Raw genomic sequence first — 24141 nt, forward strand, 5'->3', positions numbered from 1 at the left:
AAATTAAACAGTGAACAGAGGGGGAAGCCTTATTGATGGAGTGACTTCAGCAAAGCAAAGGCCTCTTTCATTCGTTCTTCGCTCACCACGAAAGCGCACAGCTGCTGACGGTCGTCATACCCCTGCGCCAGCATGCCGTCGGCGCGAGTTTCAATCTTCCAGTTCAAATCCGGGCGGCGGGTTTCACCGGCCAGATGCAGCGGCAGATCCGGCGTTTTCACCTTTACCAGCATGTTCGGCAGCTTCAGCTCGCCGGGCTGGCCGAGCAGGTTTTTCGCCAGACACATGGCGCTCATCAGAATCGGCTGTAGGAACGGCAGCACCGTACCGTTAATCTCAGCGCAGTCGCCCAGCGCGTAGATATCCGGATTACTGGTGCGCAGCGTACCGTCGACCTTCACGCCGCGGTTAATCTCGAGACCTGCCATGCGCGCCAGCGCCGTTTCCGGGCGCAGGCCGGTGGCGGCCACTACCGCATCAACCTCGACGTGGGGGTCACGGTCAAAGGTGGCGCGAATGCCGCTGGCGGTCTGTTCTAGCGACTGCAGCTGAGATTTCAGCAGCAGATGAATACCCATGTCGGTCAGACGATGCTGCAAACGGCTGCTTACTTCCGGCGGCATCAGCGAAGCTAGCACGCTGGCAGAGTTATCGACCACGGTGACCGCTTTACCGGCGCGGCTGAAGTCCATTGCCAGCTCGCAGCCAATCAAACCACCGCCGATAATCAGCACGCGTCGGGCATCGCGCAGCGTACTTTGCGCCGCGCCAAACTCCTGCTGGCTGTTGAGGGTCAGCATCAGCTCTTTGCCCGGTACCGGCGGCACGATGGTGGATGCGCCCGTTGCCAGCACCAGTTTGTCGTACTGCCACTCATGGTTCTGGCTTTTCACCACATGCGCGGTTGCATCGATGCTGGTCACCCAGGTCTGCGGGAACAGGTTCAGGTTGTACTGCTCGGCGAACTCGCCTGCGGTTTGCAGTGTGAGGTCGGCGGCGGTTTGCCCCCGGCTCACCACATGGCTTAAGTCCGGCTTGTTGTACTCGTCGATGCTGTCGGCGGCGATGAGCGTCAGTTTGACGCTCGCGTCGAGCTTACGAATATTTTTCACCAGCTGGCGGGCGGCGAAGCCCGAGCCAACGATCACGATGCCATGATTCATTTTGCCTCCGTCGCCAGTACGTCGAAGACGTCTTTGCCTAAAGAGCATTCTGGACACAGGAAGTTGTCCGGGACTTCGCTCCACGGGGTGCCTGGCTGCACGTCCTGATTAGGTTCACCTTTGGCTGGGTCGTAGATCCACTGGCACACGCTGCACTGCATGCTTGGGCCGAGGTCGGCTGCGGCAGCGGCGGCACAGGCCTCTTTCGCGGCGTCGGGTTTTGCGGTGGCTTCTGGCAGCGGAGCCAGCGCCCACTGGCGAGCGATTTCACGACCGTGCTGACGGCACACTTCCAGCGCATCAACATCAGGACGCCATTTGGCTTTCAGACTCAGGGACATTTCAAAGCCAGCATCCTGCAAACGGGTCGACAGACGGTCGACCGCGCCGCCGCTCCAGCCGTGCGAACCAAAGGCGCTGGCGCGCTTGTTACGAAAGCGCAGGCCGGTCATCTCTTCCACCAGGCCAGCGATTTTCGGCATCATCACGTTGTTCATGGTTGAAGTCCCAACCAGCACGCCTTTAGAGCGGAAGACGTTGGTCAGAATTTCGTTTTTATCGCTGCGGGCGACGTTGAAGATTTTCACCGCCACGTTCGGGTCAACTTCGTTGATCCCCTGGGCAATGGCGTCCGCCATCATGCGGGTGTTGTTGGACATGGTGTCGTAGAAGATAGTGATACGGTCTTCCTGATAGTCCGCCGCCCATTTCAGGTACAGTTCAACAATCTGGGTTGGGTTATCGCGCCATACCACACCGTGAGAGGTGGCAATCATATCAACCGGCAGGTTGAAGCCGAGGATCTCGGTGATTTTTGGCGTCACCAGGCGGCTGAACGGGGTCAGGATGTTGGCGTAGTAGCGCTGGCACTGTTCGAACAGTTCGGTCTGATCTACTTCGTCGTTGAACAGGCGTTCGTCACAGTAGTGCTGGCCGAAGGCATCGTTACTGAACAGCACCGCGTCGCCGGTCATGTAGGTCATCATGCTGTCAGGCCAGTGCAGCATCGGGGTTTCCACGAAGATCAGCTGTTTGCCGTTACCGATGTCCAGGCTGTCACCGGTTTTCACCACGTGGAAGTTCCACTCTGGGTGATGGTGGTGACCGTTGATGGAGTCAATGGCGTTGGCGGTGCAGTAGATTGGGGTGTCCGGGATCTGCGACATCAGCTCGGTCAGCGCACCGGCGTGGTCTTCTTCAGCGTGGTTAATGATGATGTAGTCGATGTCAGCGAGGTCGATTTCATCGCGCAGGTTCTGTACGAATTCACGACTGAATTTATGGTCGACGGTATCAATCAGGACGTTTTTTTCTTCACGGATAAGGTAGCTGTTGTAGCTGCTGCCGCGCAGCGTTTTGTATTCGGTACCGTGGAAATCACGTACTTCCCAATCACGTTGACCAACCCAATGAATGTTATTTTTAACCAGAATAGACATAGCAACCTCAATTAATTCAGCGTTTTTCAAAAAAGATGTATTGCTAATTGCAGGTTGTGTGCCAACTTTTTAATTAATTGATTTTATTGAATTAATTAATTTTTACCTCTTTGTTGTTAGTCAAAATGACTATGCTTGATATTGTCAATATGACATTATGCATTGTCAAAATGACTGTAAGAGGTACGCCATGAGCTTTTCCGTTGATGTGCTGGCGGGCATCGCCATAGAACTCCAGCGCGGCGTCGGTCATCAGGACCGATTCCAGCGTCTGATCACCACGCTGCGTCAGGTGCTGGAGTGCGATGCCTCGGCGCTGCTGCGCTACGACGCCCGGCAGTTTATTCCGCTGGCGATCGATGGGCTGGCGAAAGACGTACTCGGCAGGCGCTTTACCCTCGAAGGGCATCCGCGGCTTGAAGCGATTGCCCGCGCGGGTGACGTGGTGCGTTTCCCGGCGGATAGCGATTTACCCGATCCGTACGACGGCCTGATCCCCGGTCAGGAAAGCCTGAAGGTCCACGCCTGTATCGGGCTGCCGCTGTTTGCCGGGCAAAACCTGATTGGCGCATTAACCCTCGATGGCATGTCGCCGGACCAGTTCGACGTGTTCAGCGATGAAGAGCTGCGGCTGATTGCCGCGCTGGCGGCGGGGGCGCTCAGCAACGCGCTGCTGATTGAGCAGCTTGAAAGCCAGAATATGCTGCCGGGCGCGCCGACCGACTTTGAGCAGGTAAAAGAGACGCAGATGATTGGCCTGTCGCCGGGCATGATGCAGCTTAAAAAAGAGATTGAGATTGTTGCTGCCTCTGACCTGAACGTGCTGATAAGCGGCGAAACAGGCACCGGTAAAGAGCTGGTGGCGAAAGCGATTCATGAGGGCTCGCCGCGCGCGGTCAGCCCGTTGGTTTATCTGAACTGCGCCGCGCTGCCGGAGAGCGTGGCTGAGAGTGAGCTATTTGGTCACGTCAAAGGGGCATTTACCGGGGCTATCAGCAACCGCAGCGGCAAGTTTGAAATGGCCGACAACGGTACGCTGTTCTTAGACGAAATTGGCGAGCTGTCGCTGGCGCTCCAGGCCAAGCTGCTGCGCGTATTACAGTATGGCGATATTCAGCGCGTCGGTGATGACCGCAGCTTGCGCGTTGACGTGCGGGTGCTGGCCGCCACCAACCGCGACCTGCGTGAAGAGGTGGTTGCCGGTAATTTCCGCGCCGACCTGTTCCATCGCCTGAGCGTGTTCCCGCTTTCTGTGCCACCGCTGCGTGAACGAGGTGATGACGTGGTGTTGCTGGCGGGCTACTTCTGCGAGCAGTGTCGGCTGCGGCTTGGATTATCGCGAGTGGTATTAAGCAGCGGCGCGCGGACGCATCTGCAAAGCTACGGTTGGCCGGGTAACGTGCGCGAGCTTGAACATGCGGTACACCGTGCGGTTGTGCTGGCGCGGGCAACCACGCGCGGCAACGGCGAGGTGGTACTGGAAGCGCAGCACTTTGCGTTTCAGGAAGGGACGCCAACGACGGCGGTCGTCGAGACAGCGGCGCCGATGCCGGCGGTGAACAACCTGCGTGATGCTACCGAGCATTTTCAGCGGCAGATGATTCGCCAGGCTTTAGAGACGCATCAGCATAACTGGGCGGCAAGCGCCCGGGCGCTGGAGACAGACGTCGCCAACCTGCACCGGCTGGCGAAACGTCTTGGGCTGAAGGATTAAAGGATCCCGGCCTGGTAGAAGTTTTGCAGGTTAATCGCGCCGACCAGTCGATGGTTTTCATCCACCACCGGCGCGGCGCTGATTTTCTGCTTCATCAGCTGTTCTTTGGCGTCGACCGCACGCGCTTGATCGTGCAGGGTCACGCCGCCTTTGGTCATCGCGTCGTTAACGCAATCGTCCAGCGAACCGCCGCTTACCAGCCAGCGGCGCAGGTCGCCGTCGGTGAAGACTCCCTGAACCTGTGATTGCTCGTTACAGACCGCGACCATCCCCATGCCGGTACGGCTGAGTTCGAGCATCGCGTCCATTACGCTTGCGTGAACGGTGACCTGCGGGACATCGTCCTCGTGACGCATCAGGTGGTGAACGCGGTTGAGCAGACGTGCGCCCAGCGAACCGGCCGGGTGAGAGCGAGCAAAATCTTCTTCGTTAAAGCCGCGGGCCTGCATAACGGCAATCGCCAGCGCGTCGCCCATCATCAGCGTGTTGACGGTGCTGGAGGTGGGCGCCAGGTGCATCGGGCAGGCTTCGCGCTCAACGGCAATGTCGAGCACGGCATCGGCCGCCTGCGCCAGCGCGGAGTTGGCCTTGCCGGTCATCGCCAACAGCACCACGGATTTTTCTTTCAGCCGCGGAATGATGTAGTCCAGCTCTTTGGCGCTGCCGGAGTAGGAGATAAAAAGCATGACGTCGCGGCTCTCTACCATCCCCAAATCGCCGTGCAGCGCTTCCGCCGGATGAACAAAGAAAGCGGGGGTGCCGGTGCTGGCGAAGGTGGCGGCGAGTTTTTTGCCGATATGGCCAGATTTGCCCATCCCGGAAACAATCAGTTTGCCTTTGCAGTTCAGGATGGCGTTGGCGGCCTGAACAAAGGTCTCGTCAAGACGGTCGGGTAGGCGGCTGGCTTCCTGCAGTTCCAGTAAGAGGGCCTTACGCCCGGCCTCTAACAAAAAATCACTCATTGCTCTCTCCGGTTATGATTACTTCAATCCCTTTGTCTTCCAGCGCTTGACGAAACGCCGGGTCGATTCCCGCGTCGGTAATCAGCTTATCAACGCTTTCCAGACTGCACACCACGTTAGGGCTTTTGCGTCCGAATTTTGAGGAGTCTGCCATCAGAATCACTTCGCGTGCGGCGTTGCACATCGCTTTACTGACGGTATAAACCTCGTTAAAGGTGGTCACGCCAGCGTTCAGATCGATGCCGTCAGTGCCCATAAAGAGTTTATCAAAGCTGAAATGCTCAAAGGCATTTTCCGCCAACTGCCCGTGGAACGAGGCTGATTTTTTGCGGAAGGTGCCGCCCGGCATCAGGATAGTCTGTTCATTGTCCAGTTCCGACAGCGCGTTAACGATATGCAGGCTGTTGGTCATGACGGTGATGTTGCGAAAGCGAGCAAGCATGGGAACCATCTGTAGCACGGTGCTGCCTGCATCCAGAATGATGGAGTCACCGTCGTGGATAAAGGTGATAGCCGCTTGCGCGATACGCTCTTTTTGGTGGGTATTGATGAGCGTTTTGTGATCGATAGGCGGGTCGGACTCATCTTTGTTTAACACCACGCCGCCGTAGGTTCGAATGACGGTTCCGGCATTTTCCAGAATGACCAGATCCTTGCGAATGGTGGTACCCGTGGTGTCAAAGTACTGGGCCAACTCTTCAACCGAGCATTTACCCTGTTTTTGCAGATGCTCAAGAATAGCGGCCTGACGCTGACGAGGTTTCATAGGCGTGATTACCCTGACATAAATTTGCGAAATGATAATTTCGCAAGCTATTAGCATTCACAACGAAATTACCCATGTTTCAGTTTAAGCGCCAATGATAGTGCATTCTGCGAGAGGGGATCATGGGGAAAGATCACATCGGGCTGTAATTCATCACGATGTTTTCATTTACCCCGTCAATTTCACCCGGTCTGGCGAACACGGTCACTCCTTTCATAAATAGCGTATCGACGATGTGGAGATGTTCATCCAGCGCGACAGCGACCACGACGCGTGGCTTAAAGCGACCGCCGGAGCGCCCTACGCCAACGCGACCCTACTGGCAGAGTTTGTCGAACGCCCGGTTGAAGCGGTGGATTTGCCAGCCGCCCAGCGTGAGCTGAGCGCACCAGGCGATAACGGCAACGGTAATCAGGGCTGAAACCATAGTGTGCTCCTGGTGGTGCCGGATGGCGGTGGTGCCTTATCCGGCCTACCGATTTGATGTAGGCCCGGTAAGCGTAGCGCCACCGGGCATAGCGTTTAGAACATCACCTGGCCGCCGGTGACGTTGATTGACTGGCCGGTACAGTAGGAGGCTTTCTGACTGGCATAGAACAGCAGCATGTTCAGCACATCCTGATAATCGCAGCCGCGTCTGAGCGGTACTTTATCGATGTAGTATTGTTCCACCTCACCCGGCTCAATACCAAGCTTGGTGGCATACTGCGGCAGCAATGATTGAAACATCGGTGATTTCAACAGGTTGCCCAACATTAGCGAGTGTACGGTGATGCCGTACTCGGCCAGATCTAACGCCAGCGACTGCGTTAAGCCTACGCCGCCAAACTTTGCGGCGCTGTAGCCGGAGTTGTGTTTGCTGCCCACCTTGCCGGATTTTGAGTTGATTTGAATGATCCGTCCGGCAACGCCGTCGCGGATCATCAGCCGCGAGAATTCGCGGGCGCAGAGGAAATAGCCCACCAGGTTGACCTGAAGCGAGCGGTCGAAATCACCCAGTTCGAAATCGCTGATAAATGCGGCTTTGGCGATGCCCGCGCTGTAGACCAGCAGATCTACGCGGCCAAAAATTTCGTCGACGCCGCGTGAGAGCGCCAGCACGCTGTGTTCGCTGGTGGCATCGGCACCAAAGCCATAGGCCATCCCCTCGCCAAATTCGGCGTTAATCTCTTGCGCCACGCTGGCGGCTTTATCGCTTTGAATATCGACCACGGCGATGCGGTATCCTTCTGCGGCGAGGCCGCGGCAGAGGAATGCCCCAAGGGTCTGGCCTCCACCAATAACTACGGCAACCTGCTTCATTATTTTCTCCTTAAATATTAATCGATAAACTGCAAAATGGTTCCCGGTGCGATATCGTCCGGCGTTGACCCAGCGAGGTGTACCGTGCCGGGAAATTTCGCTTCGTTTCGTCCATCGAAGCACAGAGTGATATGCCCCAGTTCACGTAAGTTTTGTTCGGCTACGCTGCCTACGGCGGTGACCCGATAGCGCAGTTCGCCTATCTCAACGTGCATGCCGCTCTGGAGGGGGCCATTTAAACTGCCGGGGCGGTGGATGTAGCAAAACTCTTCAATATCCGCCGGTGCACCTTCCCGGAAGGTGATCAGCATCTGGTCGCCCAACGCCTCCGCGGCGCTCTGGCCGATGCGAGTAATGGTGGTCTGATAAATCACGGTCATCACTGATTCTCTATTGATAGATAAATCCGGAAACAAACCAGGCAATCAGCACGGTTGGCGCTCCGGTCAGAAAACGGCTCACCAGCACGGAAGGCACGCCCACGCGTACGGTGTTTTGTCGCGCCTCGGCGAGGGATAACCCCACTGGAATAAAGTCGCATGCGGCCTGCGCGTTAATCGCAAACAGGGCGGGTAACGCCAGGTGTGGCGGGATATTGCCAAGCCCAATCTGTACGCCTATCAGGACGCCAATCACCTGAGCGATAACGGCCCCTGGGCCGAGGAAGGGGGATAGCAGCGGGAAAGAGCAGATTAGCGCCAGTGTGACCAGCCCGAGCGGATGGCTGGCAAGCGGTGCCAGTCCGTGGGCTATCCAGTCGCCGAGGCCTGACGCCATGATGATGCCGATAAGCGCCGAGACGAACGCCATAAAGGGAAGAATGGTCTTGAGTACCGTATCAATGGTATCTCGACCCGCCTGAAACAGTACCGCTACCGCCGAGCCCATTCCCATGCCGACTTTGGCGAGTAGGCCATCGCTCTGTTCAGTTATCTTTTTCGTGGTGTCGTAGTCGCGTCCGCTGGCGGTCGTAGGTTTTGCTGGGGGAGTTACGCCGGTAGCTTCGCTGGCTTCACCGACAAGGCGTATGTTCTCTTCCCTGACGCCGGAGACGTAAATGTCCTCCAGGATAAACTGCGCCAACGGGCCGGATTTGCCGGTGGCATGGATATTAATGGTAGGAATACGGCGCTTCGGATAGATGCCGCAGCGCAATGTGCCGCCGCAGTCGATGATCGCGACCCCTATTTCCTGTTCAGGCGGTTCACCCTCTTTAAAGCCATCGACGGCCTGCCAGCCGGTGAGCTCGGCGAGTTTGTCGACGATTGCCGGGCGGGTTCCGGCCGTGATGTAGACGATTTTCTTACCGGGTACAGCGTCCAGCTCAAGCGGGCCGCCCCAGCCGCCGGTTCCTCTTTCAATATGAATGCGCGTCATTATGCTGCTCCCGACAGTTGAACGTGCTGTTCCAGTTGAATGCCCATTTTTTTCTCAAAGACGGCGGTGGTGAAGTCCGTAATCCAGCCGCGGAAGAAGTTGGTGACCAGACCCAGCAGCAGGTAACTCACCGCCAGCGGCCCAAGCGGCAGCCCTAATGTCGTCAGGCCATTGGCGATGCCCAGATAGACAAACAGTTCGCCTGGGTTGATGTGGGGGAACAGCCCGTTCATGGAGTGGCAGCTATAGGAAGCGGCGGCATAGTAGCTGGGCTTGTACTTCTCTGGCATAAAGCGCCCCAGACTCAGAGTCATTGGGTTGCAAAACACAAATGTGCCAATGCAGGGCAGTAGCAGGTAGCGAGAGACCGGATTGCCCGCGCAGCGTTGAGCAAACCGCTCAATGCGGTGCTGACCGATGAAGTTAATGAGCGCATTCATGATGACCAGCAGGCTAATCAGCAGCGGAAGAATGCCAGTCACCATGCCGGTGAAGACCTCTCCGCCTTTCTGAAACAGCCCGATGAACCATTCAGCTCCCAGGGTAATGGTGTCGACCATAGTTATCTCCTGTAGGGATTTATCGTTTTATTACCAAAAGGTGGGATATTTTAATCAGATTGAAAGGTTTTAAAGTGTTATTTTGATCGCAAAATGAAAGGTAAATATTTTATTGTGAAAGTTATTGCGAGCGTGGCCGCAGGAAAAAGAGCAAACGAAGTGTAGAAATGAGAAATTCTGCGAGCGAGCGCGACAACCGCTTCCTTGCGGCGTGGCGGATGCTTTACCATATTTAACTCTTGCTGATATTGTTAAACGGATGTCCCATGTTGAAGCGTCGTGTTCTGGCTTTACTCCCCCTGTGTGTCCTGCTAGCTGCCTGTAGCAGCAAACCTAAAACGGCTGAAGTCCCGGCAACCACCTCCGGCGGTTTTCTCCTTGAACCTCAGCACAATGCGCTGATCCCGACCGGTGATTTTGCCAATAACCCGGCGGCGGAGCAGTTCATCGATAAGATGGTGAGTAAGCACGGCTTTGACCGACAGCAGCTGCATGAAATTCTCTCCCAGGCCAAGCGCCTGGACTACGTACTGCGCCTGATGGACAGGCAGGCGCCGACCGGCCAGCCGCCAGTCGGCCCGAACGGGGCGTGGCTGCGCTATCGTAAGCAGTTTATTACTCCGGATAACGTACAAAACGGCGTGGTGTTCTGGAACCAACACCAGGACGCACTGCAGCGTGCATCACTGGTCTACGGCGTACCGCCGGAAATTATCGTCGGGATTATTGGCGTTGAGACCCGTTGGGGTCGTGTGATGGGTAAAACGCGTATCCTCGATGCGCTGGCGACCCTCTCGTTTAACTATCCACGCCGCGCTGAATACTTCTCTGGCGAGCTGGAAACCTTCCTGCTGATGGCGCGTGATGAACAGGACGATCCGTTGGATCTGAAAGGTTCGTTTGCTGGCGCGATGGGCTACGGCCAGTTTATGCCGTCCTCCTATAAGCAGTATGCGGTTGATTTTAACGGTGATGGTCACATCAACCTGTGGGATCCGGAAGACGCTATTGGCAGCGTGGCGAACTACTTCAAACAGCACGGCTGGGTGAGCGGCGACGCGGTGGCGGTTCAGGCAATGGGGCAGGCTCCGGGGCTGGATAATGGGTTCAAAACCAAATACAGCGTTTCGCAGCTGGCGGCGGCAGGCTTAACGCCGATGCAGCCTCTGGGCAACCATCAGCAGGCAAGTCTCCTGCGACTGGATATCGGTACGGGCTACCAGTACTGGTACGGGCTGCCGAACTTCTACACCATCACCCGCTATAACCACAGCACCCACTATGCGATGGCGGTCTGGCAACTGGGCCTGGCGGTCGCTCAGGCGCGCGGTCAGTAATCCTTCCTTCTGGCTCCCCTCGGCTCTGAGGGGGGCTTGTTACATTTAGCATCATTTCCTGCCGTTTACATCTTAGCGCCAATCCAATATTGTTATGTTATAACATTAAATAGTGAGGCAAAGATGTTCACTCCTGTTTTTATGGCCAGCAGCATGACGCGGGTTTTGCTGGCCTGCGCGCTATTGGCCGCGCTGTGGTTGATGGTCTGGTGGGCGGTGTCGCTGCCATGATTGAACTGGATAATCTGGTGGCTGGCTATGAAGGCGCAGCCATTACGCCATCGCTGAGCGGCGTGATTCAAAAAGGCAGCATGACGGCGATTGTCGGCCTGAACGGCTGCGGCAAATCGACTTTACTGAAAACGCTGGCGGGGTTTATTCCGCCAGTGAGCGGCGTGATTCACTGGACGCCTTCGCGCCCGGTTATTGGCTGGCTGGCCCAGCGTCATGCGCTGGAGTCGCAGTTTCCGCTGACCGTGCTGGATGTTGTCAGTCAGGGCGCATGGCCACGCGTCTCGCTTCTGCGCGGCCTGCGTAGCGATACGCGCCAGCGCATTCAGGCGTCGCTGGCACGAGTCGGGCTGGCGAGCATGGCGAAAACCCCGATTGATGCGCTGTCCGGTGGTCAATTTCAGCGGATGCTCTTTGCCCGTGTGCTGGTACAGCGGGCACCGTTGGTGATGCTCGATGAGCCCTTTACCGGCATTGATGAAGCGACCAGCCATGACCTGATGGGCGTGATTCAGGAGATGCATCAGCAGGGGCAGACCGTGCTGGCGGTACTGCACGATAACCAGCGCGTGGCGGAGTATTTCCCGGAAACGCTGCTGTTGGCCCCACAAAATGCCTGCTGGGGACATACCCGCGACGTGCTTCCGGCGTTTAGTTCCGCGAGGCTCGCATGATCTGGCACACCTTTTTCCAACCCTTTATTGAATTTGGCTTTATGCGCCGGGCGCTGGTGGTATGCCTTGCCCTGTCGCTCAGCACCACGATCCTCGGCGTCTTTTTACTGCTACGGCGAATGAGCCTGATGGGCGACGCGCTGTCGCACGCCATTCTTCCCGGTGTGGCGGTGGGCTATCTGGTGAACGGCATGTCGCTGCTGGCGATGACCGTCGGCGGTTTTATTGCCGGTATTACGGTGGCGCTGGTGGCCGGCTGGGTCAGCCGTCGCACGCCGCTGAAAGAGGACGCCAGCTTTGCCGGATTCTACTTAGGATCGCTGGCGCTGGGGGTCACGCTGGTGTCGCTGCGCGGCTCCAACGTCGACCTACTGCACCTGTTGTTCGGTTCGATTCTGGCGGTGGATAACGATGCCGCGCTGTTTGTGGCGGGTGTCGCCAGCCTGACGCTGCTCTGCATTGCTCTCTTCTACCGGGGGCTGGTGAGCGAAGCGTTTGACAGCAGTTGGCTGCAGGTGAATGCGCGCTGGCTGCCCGTGTTGCTGCACGGGCTATTTCTGGCGTTGCTGGTGCTCAACCTGGTGGCTGGCTTTCAGGTGCTGGGCACGCTGATGGCGGTAGGCGTCATGATGCTGCCCGCCGTCGCGGCGCGCTGCTGGGCGAAAACCTTGCCGTCAATTCTGCTGCTGGCAGCGCTGATAGGCGGAATATGCGCCTGGATGGGGCTCAGCCTGTCCTGGGCGGCGAACCTGCCCGCAGGGCCATCGATTGTGCTCACCGCCAGCGGCGTATTTTTGATTTCTGTGTTTTTTGGCAAGCGAAGCCGGCTGACCGTTAGCTGGCAAAAACGAAGAGGATAGGGGACATAATGAAACGTATTGGGGTGATTCTGGCGTTGGCGTTAGGGCTGACGGCGCAAGGTGCGATGGCAAAAACGCTGAACGTGGTCAGCAGCTTCTCGGTGCTGGGCGATATGGTGAAACAGGTCGGCGGTGAACATGTTCATGTCGACACGCTGGTCGGTCCGGACGGTGACCCGCACACCTTCGAGCCGTCGCCGCAGGATAGCGCGCTGCTCAGCAAAGCGGATGTAGTGGTGGTTAACGGGCTGGGGCTGGAGGGTTGGATGGATCGCCTCATTAAGGCCTCCGGCTTTAAAGGTGAGCTGATAGTCGCCTCGACGGGAGTGAAAACGCATACGCTGGATGAAGACGGCAAAACGGTCACCGACCCGCACGCCTGGAACAGCGCAGCGAATGGCGCACTGTATGCGCAGAATATTTTGACCGGACTGGTCAAAGCCGACCCGGAAGACAGCGCGGCGCTGAACGCCTCCGGCAAGCGCTATATTGGTGAGCTTAACGACATTCACAGCTGGACTAAACAGCAGTTCAGCGCCATTCCACAGGCGAAGCGTAAAGTGTTGACCAGCCACGATGCTTTCGGCTATTTCTCGCGGGCTTATGGCGTCACCTTCCTGGCTCCGCAGGGGCTCTCTTCCGAGAGCGAAGCCAGCGCAGCGCAGGTAGCGGCGTTGATTACGCAAATTAAGGCGGACGGCGTGCATACCTGGTTTATGGAAAACCAGCTTGACCCACGTCTGGTGAAGCAGATTGCAGCGGCGACCGGCTCACAGCCGGGCGGTGAGCTGTATCCGGAAGCGCTGTCAAAACCGGGGGGCGTGGCGGACAGCTATGTCAAAATGCTGCGTCATAACGTCGAGCTTATCGCTGCCAGCATGCGCTAAATCTAGCCTTTCTTCGCCCCGGTTCTTCCGGGGCGTTCAATTTCGGAATCCCCCTCGTAAAATCACTATCCCGTCCCCACATCTGTTCTGAAAGTGCTATCTTTGATGGCCTCTTTATCGAGCTTAAGCGGAGCGATGATGACAGATTCAGAATTAATGCAGCTTAGCGAACAGGTCGGCTTGGCGCTGAAGGCTCGCGGGGCGACACTCACCACCGCAGAGTCCTGTACCGGTGGCTGGATAGCGAAAGCCATTACCGATATTGCCGGTAGTTCGGCCTGGTTTGAACGCAGTTTCGTGACCTACAGCAACGAGGCGAAATCGCAGATGATCGGCGTGCGTGAAGTGACGCTCGAACAGTATGGCGCGGTCAGCGAGCAGGTGGTTATAGAGATGGCAATTGGCGCACTGCGCGCGGCGCGTGCCGATTTTGCCATCTCGGTCAGCGGCATTGCCGGGCCAGACGGCGGCAGCGCTGAAAAGCCGGTGGGCACAGTCTGGTTTGGTATTGCCACCGCCGCTGGGCAGGGCATTACACAGCGTGAATGCTTCGAGGGGGACCGCGAATCAGTACGTCGTCAGGCGACGGCCTACGCGCTTAATCTCCTCTGGCAACAATTTCTACAAAACACTTGATACTGTATGACCATACAGTATAATTGCCTCAACAGAACAGAATTCACTATCCGGTAACACCCGGTATGACAGGAGTAATAATGGCTATCGACGAAAACAAACAGAAAGCGTTGGCTGCAGCGCTGGGCCAGATCGAAAAGCAATTCGGTAAAGGCTCCATCATGCGTCTGGGTGAAGACCGTTCCATGGACGTGGAAACTATCTCTACCGGTTCGCTTTCGCTGGATATCGCGCTGGGCGCTGGCGGCCTGCCAATGGGCCGTATCGTCGAAATCTACGGGCCAGAATCCTCCGGTAAAACAACGCTGACGCTGCAGGTTATCGCTGCCGCGCAGCGTGAAGGCAAAACCTGTGCGTTTATCGACGCTGAACACGCGCTGGACCCAGTCTATGCTCGCAAGCTGGGCGTTGATATCGACAACCTGCTGTGTTCTCAGCCGGACACCGGTGAACAGGCGCTGGAAATTTGTGACGCGCTGGCGCGTTCTGGTGCGGTAGACGTTATCGTTGTCGACTCCGTTGCGGCACTGACGCCGAAAGCGGAAATCGAAGGCGAAATCGGCGACTCTCACATGGGCCTCGCGGCACGTATGATGAGCCAGGCGATGCGTAAGCTGGCGGGTAACCTGAAGCAGTCCAACACGCTGCTTATCTTCATCAACCAGATCCGTATGAAAATCGGCGTGATGTTCGGTAACCCAGAAACCACCACCGGTGGTAATGCGCTGAAGTTCTACGCTTCCGTACGTCTTGATATCCGTCGTATCGGCGCGGTGAAAGAGGGCGACAACGTTGTCGGCAGCGAGACCCGCGTGAAGGTTGTGAAGAACAAAATTGCAGCTCCGTTCAAACAGGCTGAATTCCAGATCCTCTACGGCGAAGGCATCAACTTCTTCGGTGAGCTGGTCGACCTTGGCGTGAAAGAGAAGCTGATTGAGAAAGCGGGCGCCTGGTACAGCTACAACGGTGACAAAATTGGTCAGGGTAAAGCGAACGCTATCTCCTGGCTGAAAGAGAACCCGGCTGCGGCGAAAGAAATTGAGAAGAAGGTGCGCGAGCTGCTGCTCAACAACCAGGACTCTACGCCGGACTTCGCCGTTGATAACAACAGCGTTGAAGAAACCAACGAAGACTTCTGATAATCTCTGAACTGAGACGAAGGGCTGCTTATGCAGCCCTTTTTGCATTTATTACGACGGTAAAACATCATGACCGAAAACTCACCGCGTCGTTCCGCCTATGCCCGCCTGCTGGATCGCGCCATTCGCATTCTGGCGATGCGCGACCACAGTGAACAGGAACTGCGGCGCAAACTTACCGCCCCGGTGATGGGGAAAAATGGTCCAGAGCCCATCGATGCACCGCCGGAAGAGGTTGAAAAGGTGGTGGCCTGGTGTTTTGAAAACCGCTATCTCGACGATAGTCGCTTTGTGCAGCAATTTATGGCCGGACGTAGCCGCAAAGGGTACGGCCCGGCGCGGATTCGTCAGGAATTGGGGCAAAAGGGCATTGCGCGCGACGCCATCGAGCAAGCCATGCGCGAGTGCGACATTGACTGGGCGGCGCTGGCACGCGATCAGGCGGTGAGAAAATACGGTGAGCCGCTGCCGACCACCTTTGCTGAAAAGGTCAAAATCCAGCGATTTTTGCTCTACCGTGGCTACCTGATGGAAGATATCCAGGAAATATGGCGAAATTTTGCGGATTGACCGCACTGGGGATTTTACTTCCCTTTAAAGAAAACTTATCTTATTCCCACTTTTTCCGTCCGGAGGCGGGTTGTTTTTAAAGCGATCCGCGTCGGTGACGAATATTCCTTAATACACAAAATCATTCAAGCCGCATCCGAGCGGCGGGCGAGAGAAGCTTCAGGCGGGAACTTCAGTACGTGTCTGAAGGTGAAAACAGCCGTTGCCTCGCGGTTTGAAGGATGAAGTGTAGCTTGATGTCAGGATAATTATGAGCAAGAGCACCGCTGAGATCCGTCAGGCGTTTCTCGACTTTTTCCATAGTAAAGGCCACCAGGTAGTTGCCAGCAGCTCCCTGGTGCCGAATAACGACCCTACGTTGCTGTTTACCAATGCCGGGATGAACCAGTTCAAAGATGTGTTCCTCGGTCTCGACAAGCGTAATTATTCTCGCGCGACTACCGCGCAGCGTTGCGTACGTGCGGGCGGTAAACACAATGACCTGGAAAACGTCGGTTACACCGCACGTCACCACACCTTCTTCGAAATGCTGGGTAACTTCAGCTTCGGCGACTATTTCAAGCACGACGCTATTCAATACGCGTGGGAGCTGCTGACCGGTGAAAACTGGTTCGCCCTGCCGAAAGAGCGTCTGTGGGTCACCGTTTATGAGAGCGATGACGAAGCTTACGAAATCTGGGAAAAAGAAGTCGGTATCCCGCGTGAGCGCATCATCCGTATCGGTGACAACAAAGGTGCGCCGTACGCATCGGATAACTTCTGGCAGATGGGCGACACCGGTCCTTGCGGCCCGTGCACCGAGATCTTCTATGACCACGGCGACCACATCTGGGGCGGCCCTCCGGGTTCCGCTGAAGAAGACGGCGACCGTTACATTGAGATCTGGAACATCGTCTTCATGCAGTTCAACCGTCAGGCTGACGGCACCATGGAACCGCTGCCGAAGCCGTCTGTGGATACCGGTATGGGTCTGGAGCGTATCACCGCTGTCCTGCAGCACGTGAACTCCAACTATGACATCGACCTGTTCCGTAAGCTGATTGACGCGGTGGCAAAAGCGACTGGCGCAACCGACCTGAGCAACAAGTCCCTGCGCGTTATCGCGGACCACATTCGTTCCTGTGCGTTCCTGATTGCCGATGGCGTGATGCCGTCTAACGAAAGCCGCGGCTATGTGCTGCGTCGCATCATTCGTCGCGCGGTCCGTCATGGCAACATGCTGGGCGCGAAAGACACCTTCTTCTACAAGCTGGTTGGCCCGCTGGTAGACGTGATGGGTGCCGCAGGTGAAGAGCTGAAACGTCAGCAGGCGCAGGTTGAGCAGGTTCTGAAAACCGAAGAAGAACAGTTTGCTCGTACGCTGGAGCGTGGTCTGGCGCTGCTTGACGAAGAGTTGGCAAAACTGACCGGTGACACGCTGGACGGCGAAACCGCATTCCGTCTGTACGACACCTACGGCTTCCCGGTTGACCTGACGGCGGACGTTTGCCGTGAGCGCAATATCAAAGTTGATGAAGCTGGCTTTGAAGCCGCAATGGAAGAGCAGCGCCGTCGTGCGCGGGAGTCCAGCGGTTTTGGCGCCGACTACAACGCGATGATTCGCGTTGATGGTACTTCAGAATTTAAAGGCTATGACCATCTGGAACTGAACGGCAAAGTCACTGCGCTGTTCGTTGACGGCAAAGCGGTAGAGTCTATCGCTGCCGGTCAGGAAGCGGTTGTGGTGCTGGACCAGACGCCATTTTATGCTGAATCAGGCGGTCAGGTTGGCGATAAGGGCGAACTGAAAGGCGCGGGCTTTAGCTTTGCGGTCAGCGACACCCAGAAATACGGCCAGGCGATTGGTCACCTCGGCAAGCTGGCGACCGGCGCGCTGAAAGTGGGTGACGGTGTGCAGGCTGACGTTGATGTAGCACGCCGTGCACGCATCCGTCTGAACCACTCTGCAACGCACCTGATGCACGCGGCGCTGCGCCAGATTCTGGGTACGCACGTTGCGCAGAAAGGCTCGTTGGTAAACGACAAGGTTCTGCGTTTCGATTTCTCCCATTTCGAAGCCATGAAGCCGGAAGAGATTCGCGCGGTTGAAGATCTGGTCAACGCTCAGATTCGTCGCAACCTGCCAATCGAAACCAACATCATGGATCTCGAAGCGGCGAAAGCGAAGGGTGCAATGGCGCTGTTCGGTGAGAAATATGACGACCACGTTCGCGTTCTGAGCATGGGCGACTTCTCTACTGAGCTGTGCGGTGGTACCCACGCTTCTCGTACCGGCGATATCGGTCTGTTCCGCATCGTGTCTGAGTCAGGCACCGCGGCAGGCGTTCGTCGTATCGAAGCCGTAACCGGCGAAGGCGCGATTGCCACGCTGCACGCTGAAAGCGATCGCCTGAGCGATATTGTGCAGCTGCTGAAAGGCGACAGCCATAACGTCACCGAAAAAGTGCGTACCGTTATTGAACGTACGCGTCAGCTGGAAAAAGAGCTGCAGCAGCTTAAAGAGCAGGCGGCAGCACAGGAAAGCGCGAACCTTTCCAGCAAAGCTGAGACTATTAACGGCGTTAACCTGCTGGTGAGCGAGCTTGCCGGCGTTGAGCCGAAGATGCTGCGTACTATGGTCGACGATCTGAAGAACCAACTGGGTTCTGCGGTTATCGTGCTGGCGACGGTTGCAGAAGGTAAGGTTTCTCTGATTGCAGGCGTGTCTAAGGATGTGACCGACCGTGTGAAAGCAGGGGAGCTGGTTGGCATGGTCGCTCAGCAGGTGGGCGGCAAAGGGGGCGGACGTCCGGATATGGCGCAAGCTGGCGGTACCGACGCGTCTGCGCTCCCTGCTGCACTGTCCAGTGTGAAAGGCTGGGTCAGCGCTAAACTGTAATAACAATAAACGCATGCGGGTGCCTTAACGTTAAACGTTAAGGCACCTTGCATATGCGGTACTGATAACGATAAAGTCAGGTTGAAGTCATGTAAATCGGCTAAACTTACATTTAACAGAGTGTGATGCTGTGACCGCTTACACGAAGGTGTTTGTCATTGCTGACCTTTTGGCGTTATATGATGGAGAATGCCGGGATACAGAGAGACCCGACTCTTTTAATCTTTCAAGGAGCAAAGAATGCTGATTCTGACTCGTCGAGTTGGTGAGACCCTCATGATTGGAGATGAGGTCACTGTGACAGTTTTAGGGGTGAAGGGTAACCAGGTGCGCATCGGCGTAAATGCCCCTAAAGAGGTCTCTGTTCACCGTGAAGAGATCTACCAGCGTATCCAGGCTGAAAAATCCCAGCAGTCCAGTTACTAAGTTCTCGCGTCTCACCCCGCGGGTGAGACGCACCTCTCGCAGTTTTCTTCGCTTTCCTCTCATTTTTTTCCTTTTTTCTTCGCCCCAGCGCTTTTACGCCCATTTTCTTTTTTGCTGCTATACCGGCAAAAACGCAATTTATCTGTTGATAAAACGTGCATTCTGTCTTTTTTAACAGCTTATTGCGTGTGAAATGTGCAAACGAAAAAAATCTACGGAAAATTGTTTGACTTATAAGTCCCAGAAAGTAATATGTGCGCCACACAGCAACGATGAGCAGAAACAAGTTCTTCGAAGCACTCGCAAGAGGTGTTGTTGGTGAGGTGGCCGAGAGGCTGAAGGCGCTCCCCTGCTAAGGGAGTATGCGGTCAAAAGCTGCATCCGGGGTTCGAATCCCCGCCTCACCGCCATTTGCATCCGTAGCTCAGCTGGATAGAGTACTCGGCTACGAACCGAGCGGTCGGAGGTTCGAATCCTCCCGGATGCACCATCTTCTCTGAGATAACGCATTAGCGTTGTAACAGAAAATCGATAGCGCCTTAGCAGCGATATCAAATCTGCAGTAAAGTAAGTTTCCCGATGCATCCGTAGCTCAGCTGGATAGAGTACTCGGCTACGAACCGAGCGGTCGGAGGTTCGAATCCTCCCGGATGCACCATATTCTCCGAGATAACAGCTAAACTGTTGTTTCAAGGTCTGCGAGATGATCGCAAGCACCAGGGAGGATAGCGTTGCTTTAGCAACGACCCGAAGGGCGAGGCGCAGCCGAGTAATCCTCCCGGATGCACCATCATCTTACTTGATGTCGCTTTTATAGCGGTATCAATATCGGCAGTAAAGCAATTTTCCCGATGCATCCGTAGCTCAGCTGGATAGAGTACTCGGCTACGAACCGAGCGGTCGGAGGTTCGAATCCTCCCGGATGCACCATATTCTCTGAGATAACGCATTAGCGTTGTAACAGAAAATCGATAACGCCTTAGCAGCGATATCAAATCTGCAGTAAAGTAAGTTTTCCGATGCATCCGTAGCTCAGCTGGATAGAGTACTCGGCTACGAACCGAGCGGTCGGAGGTTCGAATCCTCCCGGATGCACCATCTTCTCGAAAATCCCCCTGTTTTCTAGTTCTCAATATTTCTACAAATCTGCCTGCTTTATTTTTCCCAAAAATCTTCTTCACACTTTTCTGATTGGCAACTCATTCTTTCCACTATAATTTATCTCTGATACACCCTTATTCTGGTGACCTGAGTGCAAGGAGAGAAATCCATGAAATGGTTCAAAGCAATGGCTGCGTCTTGTGCAGCGCTTCTGGTAGCTATCTCGCTGTCTGGCTGTGCGGGTTCTTCAACCAAGGAAAGTACCGGTGGTTATATCGATGATACGGTCGTGACCACGAAGGTAAAAACCGCGCTGTTCAGCGATAAACAGATTAAATCCAGCGAAATTAATGTGCAGACCTTTAAAGGTCGCGTGCAGCTCAGTGGCTTTGTGTCATCCGCTGCCGATGCAAAACGTGCGGTAGAGGTCACGCGCCAGGTTCAGGGCGTACGGGTTGTTGAAAACGACATGCAGATAAAATAACCCCGGCCAGTCACGATAACAAAGGCACCGATAAGGTGCCTTTGCCGTCTCTACGGCTATCAGCGACAATTAGCCCCTTTTGCGATAAAGTAACGTCACGTTGGCTAAGGATGAGAAGACAATGTACGAACGCTATGCTGGATTGATTTTTGATATGGATGGCACCATCCTTGATACGGAACCTACGCACCGTAAGGCGTGGCGTGAAGTGTTGGGGAAATATGGAATGCAGTTCGACGAACAGGCGATGGTTGCCTTGAACGGCTCTCCGACCTGGCGCATTGCCCAGGCGATTATTGAAAGCCATCAGGCCGATTTAGATCCTCATCTTCTCGCCCGTGAAAAAACCGCGGCGGTGAAATCGATGCTGCTGGACTCGGTCACGCCATTACCGCTTATTGAAGTGGTGAAGGAGTGGCACGGTCGTCGCCCTATGGCGGTGGGTACGGGCAGCGAAAGCGCCGTAGCTGAAGCGCTGCTCGCACATCTGGGGCTACGCAATTATTTTGCGGCCGTTGTCGCCGCCGATCACGTGAAACAGCACAAGCCAGCACCGGATACCTTTTTACTGTGCGCTGAGTTAATCGGCGTACCCCCTGAGCGCTGTGTGGTGTTTGAAGATGCCGATTTTGGCCTTCAGGCCGCGGCGGCTGCGGGAATGGATGCCGTTGACGTACGTCTGCTGTGAATGAATTTCTGGCACTAGGGTCGCTGTTTGCAAGCAGCTTCCTGAGTGCAACGCTGCTGCCGGGTAACTCCGAAGCCGTGTTGGTCGCGCTGCTGCTTTCGGGCGCGAGTAAGCCCTGGCTTCTGGTAGTAATAGCAACAATGGGTAATAGCCTTGGCGGGGCTACTAACGTTATTCTTGGTCGTTTTTTTCCATTACGCAAAACATCGCGGTGGCAGGAAAAAGCGGTGGGTTGGCTCCGACGCTATGGTGCAGCAACGCTGCTGCTGAGCTGGATGCCGGTCATCGGCGATTTGCTGTGCCTGTTGGCAGGGTGGATGCGTATTTCCTGGGGACCAGTACTCTTTTTTTTATGCCTGGGGAAAGCGTTACGTTACGTCGCAGTCGCGGCGCTGACGCTTCAGGGCATGACGTGGTGGCACTAATTGGATGGCAGGTGGAATATCGCATCTCCACGATGACAATTATGCTTAATAAAATGAATTCGACAGGCGGGAGGTCAATTTGATCCCGGACGTATCACAGGCGCTGTCCTGGCTGGAAAAACATCCTCAGGCTCTTCAGGGGATCCAGCGCGGACTTGAGCGCGAAACGCTGCGCGTTAATGCAGATGGTTCTCTGGCAACAACCGGTCATCCGGAAGCGCTAGGCGCAACCCTGACCCATAAATGGATCACCACGGACTTTGCTGAAGCCCTGCTGGAGTTTATTACTCCGGTCGATGGCGACATCGACCATATGCTGACGCTCCTGCGTGATGTGCATCGCTACACCGCACGTCAGCTGGGCGATGAACGCATGTGGCCACTGAGTATGCCTTGCTATATTGCGCCGGGCCAGGATATTGAACTGGCGCAGTACGGCACATCAAATGTTGGTCGCCTGAAAACCCTGTATCGTGAAGGGTTGAAGAACCGCTATGGCGCGCTGATGCAGACTATCTCCGGCGTACATTACAACTTCTCACTGCCAATGGCATTCTGGGAAGCGAAGTGCGGTTCGCATGATAAAGAGGCGATTTCAGCCGGTTATTTCCGTCTCATTCGCAACTACTATCGCTTTGGCTGGGTAATTCCGTACCTGTTTGGCGCCTCGCCGGCAATTTGTTCTTCCTTCTTACAGGGCAAACCGACCTCGCTGCCGTTTGAGAAGACGGAATGCGGCATGTACTACCTGCCGTACGCCACCTCTCTGCGCCTGAGCGACCTTGGCTATACCAATAAATCGCAAAGCAATCTCGGAATTACGTTTAACGAATTGCACGAGTATGTGGCAGGATTGAAGCGCGCGATTAAAACGCCGTCGGAAGAGTATGCCCGTATCGGTCTTGAGAAAGACGGAAAATACCTGCAAATCAACAGCAACATCCTGCAGATTGAAAACGAGCTGTATGCGCCAATCCGTCCTAAACGCGTCACGCGCGACGGTGAAACGCCTTCCGATGCGCTGCTGCGCGGCGGTATCGAGTATATCGAAGTGCGTTCGCTCGATATCAACCCGTTCTCACCGATTGGCGTGGACGAGCAGCAGATTCGTTTCCTCGACCTGTTTATGGTCTGGTGCGTGCTGGCCGATGCGCCAGAGATGAGCAGCGACGAGCTGCTGTGTACCCGTACCAACTGGAATCGCGTGATTCTGGAAGGGCGCAAGCCGGGCCTGACGCTGGGTATTGGCTGCGAAACGGCACAGTTCCCGTTGAGCAAAGTGGGTAAAGATCTGTTCCACGATCTCAAGCGTGTGGCGCAGACGCTGGACGGTATGAACGGCGGTACGGAATACCAGAAAGTGTGTGACGAGCTGGTCGCGAGCTTTGATAATCCAGAATTAACCTTCTCCGCACGCATTCTGCGTTCTATGCTTGATGAGGGCATTGGTGGCACAGGTAAAGCGTTGGCGGAACAGTATCGTACGATGCTGCGTGAGGAGCCGCTGGAAATTCTGAGTGAGGAAGATTTCGCGAAGGAGCGTGATGCGTCCCGTGCGCGTCAGCAGCAGATTGAAGAGGCGGATAACGAACCGTTTGAAGCACTGCTGGCAAGACACGCCTGATACAAAAGAAAAAGGCCACATCACTGTGGCCAAAATATACATCTCTGAATCAGGGATGATGATAACAAATGCGCGTCTTTCATATATTAAGACTGGCATGGGAACAAAGAGTTCAGTTTATTTTAAAAAAAATCACATTATCCTGAAGCGGAATGCGGTGGAATGCATAAAGTTGATTCTATTCAAGTGGTTATAAACCGTTGGTGATAGAAAAAAGTGCACTACCCGGGAGCATGAAGGAGATATCGGAGGTTACGAAATGCCGTTGTTAGATAGCTTCACAGTTGATCATACCCGTATGGAAGCACCTGCCGTTCGCGTAGCGAAGAAAATGAACACGCCGCACGGTGACGCGATCACGGTTTTTGACCTGCGTTTTTGCGTACCGAACCAGGAAGTGATGCCAGAACGTGGGATCCACACGCTGGAGCACCTGTTTGCGGGCTTTATGCGTGACCATCTGAACGGTAATGGCGTTGAAATCATTGATATCTCGCCAATGGGTTGCCGTACCGGTTTCTACATGAGCCTGATCGGTACTCCGGATGAGCAGCGCGTGGCAGATGCCTGGAAAGCGGCGATGGCAGACGTACTGAAAGTGCAGGATCAAAATCAGATCCCTGAGCTGAACGTTTACCAGTGCGGGACTTATGAAATGCACTCCCTCAGCGAAGCGCAGGACATTGCGCGTCATATCATTGAACGTGACGTTCGCATCAACAGCAATGATGAGCTGGCGCTGCCAAAAGAGAAGCTGAAAGAACTGCATATTTAGTTTTGTGCGTTCAGCAAGCTGATAAAACCCGGTTCGCTCCGGGTTTTTTATTGCCCGTCGTTCAGGTTGACTACGCTCCGTGTAGGCCGGATAAGGCAACGCCGCCATCCGGCAATTTGCGTC

General features: G+C 55.4%; 23 protein-coding genes, 5 tRNA genes and 1 pseudogene. 20 read left to right on the forward strand and 9 right to left on the reverse strand.

From position 1 onward, the window contains the following. Positions 1 to 29 precede the first annotated feature (29 nt). Both norW and norV read right to left on the reverse strand, forming a co-directional pair. Entirely contained in the window at positions 30 to 1163 is a 1134-nt protein-coding gene (gene norW / locus MY052_RS05445; RefSeq protein ID WP_248538335.1) for an NADH:flavorubredoxin reductase NorW, read from the reverse strand. Then, positions 1160 to 2602 (reverse strand): anaerobic nitric oxide reductase flavorubredoxin, encoded by a 1443-nt coding sequence (gene norV, locus MY052_RS05450; protein ID WP_248538336.1) that lies wholly within the window; start codon positions 2600 to 2602, stop codon positions 1160 to 1162. The genes norW and norV overlap by 4 nt, the downstream gene beginning before the upstream one ends. A gap of 190 nt (positions 2603 to 2792) precedes the next feature. On the opposite strand from norV, the gene norR reads away from it, so the two are divergent. Continuing rightward, positions 2793 to 4316: a nitric oxide reductase transcriptional regulator NorR gene (norR, locus tag MY052_RS05455; RefSeq protein ID WP_035892545.1), complete on the forward strand. Its 1524-nt coding sequence runs from the start codon at positions 2793 to 2795 to the stop codon at positions 4314 to 4316. On the opposite strand, the gene gutQ is transcribed toward norR, so the two are convergent. From gutQ to srlA, 7 genes and pseudogenes are all read right to left on the reverse strand, one after another. After that, on the reverse strand, positions 4313 to 5278 hold the full coding sequence (gene gutQ, locus MY052_RS05460; RefSeq protein WP_248538337.1) for an arabinose-5-phosphate isomerase GutQ: 966 nt from the start codon (positions 5276 to 5278) through the stop codon (positions 4313 to 4315). The two genes, norR and gutQ, sit on opposite strands and share 4 nt — an antisense overlap. After that, positions 5271 to 6044 (reverse strand): glucitol operon DNA-binding transcriptional repressor SrlR, encoded by a 774-nt coding sequence (gene srlR / locus MY052_RS05465; RefSeq protein ID WP_202217322.1) that lies wholly within the window; start codon positions 6042 to 6044, stop codon positions 5271 to 5273. The genes gutQ and srlR overlap by 8 nt, the downstream gene beginning before the upstream one ends. A gap of 68 nt (positions 6045 to 6112) precedes the next feature. After that, positions 6113 to 6471, reverse strand: a pseudogene (gutM, locus tag MY052_RS05470) (transcriptional regulator GutM). 95 nt (positions 6472 to 6566) lie between these two features. Further along, a complete protein-coding gene (gene srlD / locus MY052_RS05475; RefSeq protein WP_248538338.1) occupies positions 6567 to 7346 on the reverse strand; it encodes a sorbitol-6-phosphate dehydrogenase in 780 nt (259 codons plus the stop codon). A gap of 17 nt (positions 7347 to 7363) precedes the next feature. Continuing rightward, on the reverse strand, positions 7364 to 7726 hold the full coding sequence (gene srlB / locus MY052_RS05480; protein WP_248538339.1) for a PTS glucitol/sorbitol transporter subunit IIA: 363 nt from the start codon (positions 7724 to 7726) through the stop codon (positions 7364 to 7366). Positions 7727 to 7736: 10 nt separating this feature from the next. Continuing rightward, positions 7737 to 8723: a PTS glucitol/sorbitol transporter subunit IIB gene (gene srlE / locus MY052_RS05485; RefSeq protein ID WP_202217324.1), complete on the reverse strand. Its 987-nt coding sequence runs from the start codon at positions 8721 to 8723 to the stop codon at positions 7737 to 7739. Then, complete coding sequence (gene srlA / locus MY052_RS05490; RefSeq protein ID WP_248538340.1) at positions 8723 to 9283, reverse strand: PTS glucitol/sorbitol transporter subunit IIC; 561 nt, start codon at positions 9281 to 9283, stop codon at positions 8723 to 8725. Before srlA ends, srlE begins: the two co-directional genes overlap by 1 nt. 266 nt (positions 9284 to 9549) lie before the next feature. Between srlA and mltB the strand changes: the two genes are divergently transcribed. The 19 genes from mltB to luxS all read left to right on the forward strand — a co-directional run bounded on the left by mltB (position 9550) and on the right by luxS (position 24018). Further along, positions 9550 to 10620 (forward strand): lytic murein transglycosylase B, encoded by a 1071-nt coding sequence (gene mltB, locus MY052_RS05495; RefSeq protein ID WP_248538341.1) that lies wholly within the window; start codon positions 9550 to 9552, stop codon positions 10618 to 10620. Between the two features lie 194 nt (positions 10621 to 10814). Then, entirely contained in the window at positions 10815 to 11525 is a 711-nt protein-coding gene (locus MY052_RS05500; protein WP_185064426.1) for a metal ABC transporter ATP-binding protein, read from the forward strand. Beyond that, positions 11522 to 12385 carry a metal ABC transporter permease gene (locus MY052_RS05505; protein WP_035892541.1) on the forward strand — a complete coding sequence of 288 codons (864 nt, stop codon included), beginning with the start codon at positions 11522 to 11524 and terminating at the stop codon, positions 12383 to 12385. Before MY052_RS05500 ends, MY052_RS05505 begins: the two co-directional genes overlap by 4 nt. Before the next feature lie 8 nt (positions 12386 to 12393). After that, positions 12394 to 13272 (forward strand): metal ABC transporter substrate-binding protein, encoded by an 879-nt coding sequence (locus MY052_RS05510; RefSeq protein WP_248538342.1) that lies wholly within the window; start codon positions 12394 to 12396, stop codon positions 13270 to 13272. A 138-nt stretch (positions 13273 to 13410) separates the two neighbouring features. Next, positions 13411 to 13908 (forward strand): nicotinamide-nucleotide amidase, encoded by a 498-nt coding sequence (gene pncC / locus MY052_RS05515; RefSeq protein WP_035892539.1) that lies wholly within the window; start codon positions 13411 to 13413, stop codon positions 13906 to 13908. 80 nt (positions 13909 to 13988) lie between these two features. Beyond that, the gene (gene recA, locus MY052_RS05520; RefSeq protein WP_035892538.1) at positions 13989 to 15047 is read left to right on the forward strand and encodes a recombinase RecA; all 1059 of its coding nucleotides are present in this window, start codon (positions 13989 to 13991) and stop codon (positions 15045 to 15047) included. Positions 15048 to 15116: 69 nt separating this feature from the next. Next, positions 15117 to 15617 carry a recombination regulator RecX gene (recX, locus tag MY052_RS05525; RefSeq protein ID WP_248538343.1) on the forward strand — a complete coding sequence of 167 codons (501 nt, stop codon included), beginning with the start codon at positions 15117 to 15119 and terminating at the stop codon, positions 15615 to 15617. Positions 15618 to 15867: 250 nt separating this feature from the next. Then, entirely contained in the window at positions 15868 to 18495 is a 2628-nt protein-coding gene (gene alaS / locus MY052_RS05530) for an alanine--tRNA ligase (protein ID WP_248538344.1), read from the forward strand. Between the two features lie 240 nt (positions 18496 to 18735). After that, positions 18736 to 18921 carry a carbon storage regulator CsrA gene (csrA, locus tag MY052_RS05535; RefSeq protein WP_000906486.1) on the forward strand — a complete coding sequence of 62 codons (186 nt, stop codon included), beginning with the start codon at positions 18736 to 18738 and terminating at the stop codon, positions 18919 to 18921. Between the two features lie 317 nt (positions 18922 to 19238). Continuing rightward, positions 19239 to 19331: transfer RNA gene (locus tag MY052_RS05540), tRNA-Ser, on the forward strand. A gap of 3 nt (positions 19332 to 19334) precedes the next feature. Continuing rightward, positions 19335 to 19411: transfer RNA gene (locus MY052_RS05545), tRNA-Arg, on the forward strand. A 91-nt stretch (positions 19412 to 19502) separates the two neighbouring features. Continuing rightward, positions 19503 to 19579 (forward strand) — tRNA-Arg (locus tag MY052_RS05550). A 195-nt stretch (positions 19580 to 19774) separates the two neighbouring features. Next, positions 19775 to 19851, forward strand: a tRNA-Arg gene (locus MY052_RS05555). Between the two features lie 91 nt (positions 19852 to 19942). After that, a tRNA-Arg gene (locus MY052_RS05560) sits at positions 19943 to 20019 on the forward strand. 172 nt (positions 20020 to 20191) lie between these two features. After that, positions 20192 to 20506, forward strand: coding sequence for a BON domain-containing protein (locus tag MY052_RS05565; protein WP_035897502.1), 315 nt, complete (start codon positions 20192 to 20194; stop codon positions 20504 to 20506). Between the two features lie 121 nt (positions 20507 to 20627). After that, positions 20628 to 21194 (forward strand): fructose-1-phosphate/6-phosphogluconate phosphatase, encoded by a 567-nt coding sequence (gene yqaB / locus MY052_RS05570; RefSeq protein WP_202217329.1) that lies wholly within the window; start codon positions 20628 to 20630, stop codon positions 21192 to 21194. Then, the gene (locus MY052_RS05575) at positions 21191 to 21619 is read left to right on the forward strand and encodes a YqaA family protein (RefSeq protein WP_035897507.1); all 429 of its coding nucleotides are present in this window, start codon (positions 21191 to 21193) and stop codon (positions 21617 to 21619) included. Before yqaB ends, MY052_RS05575 begins: the two co-directional genes overlap by 4 nt. A 79-nt stretch (positions 21620 to 21698) precedes the next feature. Beyond that, positions 21699 to 23243, forward strand: a complete 1545-nt coding sequence (gene gshA, locus MY052_RS05580; RefSeq protein WP_035897509.1) for a glutamate--cysteine ligase — start codon at positions 21699 to 21701, stop codon at positions 23241 to 23243. A gap of 259 nt (positions 23244 to 23502) precedes the next feature. Next, the gene (luxS, locus tag MY052_RS05585; RefSeq protein WP_035897511.1) at positions 23503 to 24018 is read left to right on the forward strand and encodes an S-ribosylhomocysteine lyase; all 516 of its coding nucleotides are present in this window, start codon (positions 23503 to 23505) and stop codon (positions 24016 to 24018) included. The last annotated feature ends 123 nt before the right edge of the window (positions 24019 to 24141 follow it).

The organism is Kluyvera ascorbata (genome assembly GCF_023195735.1).
Taxonomy (GTDB): domain Bacteria; phylum Pseudomonadota; class Gammaproteobacteria; order Enterobacterales; family Enterobacteriaceae; genus Kluyvera; species Kluyvera ascorbata.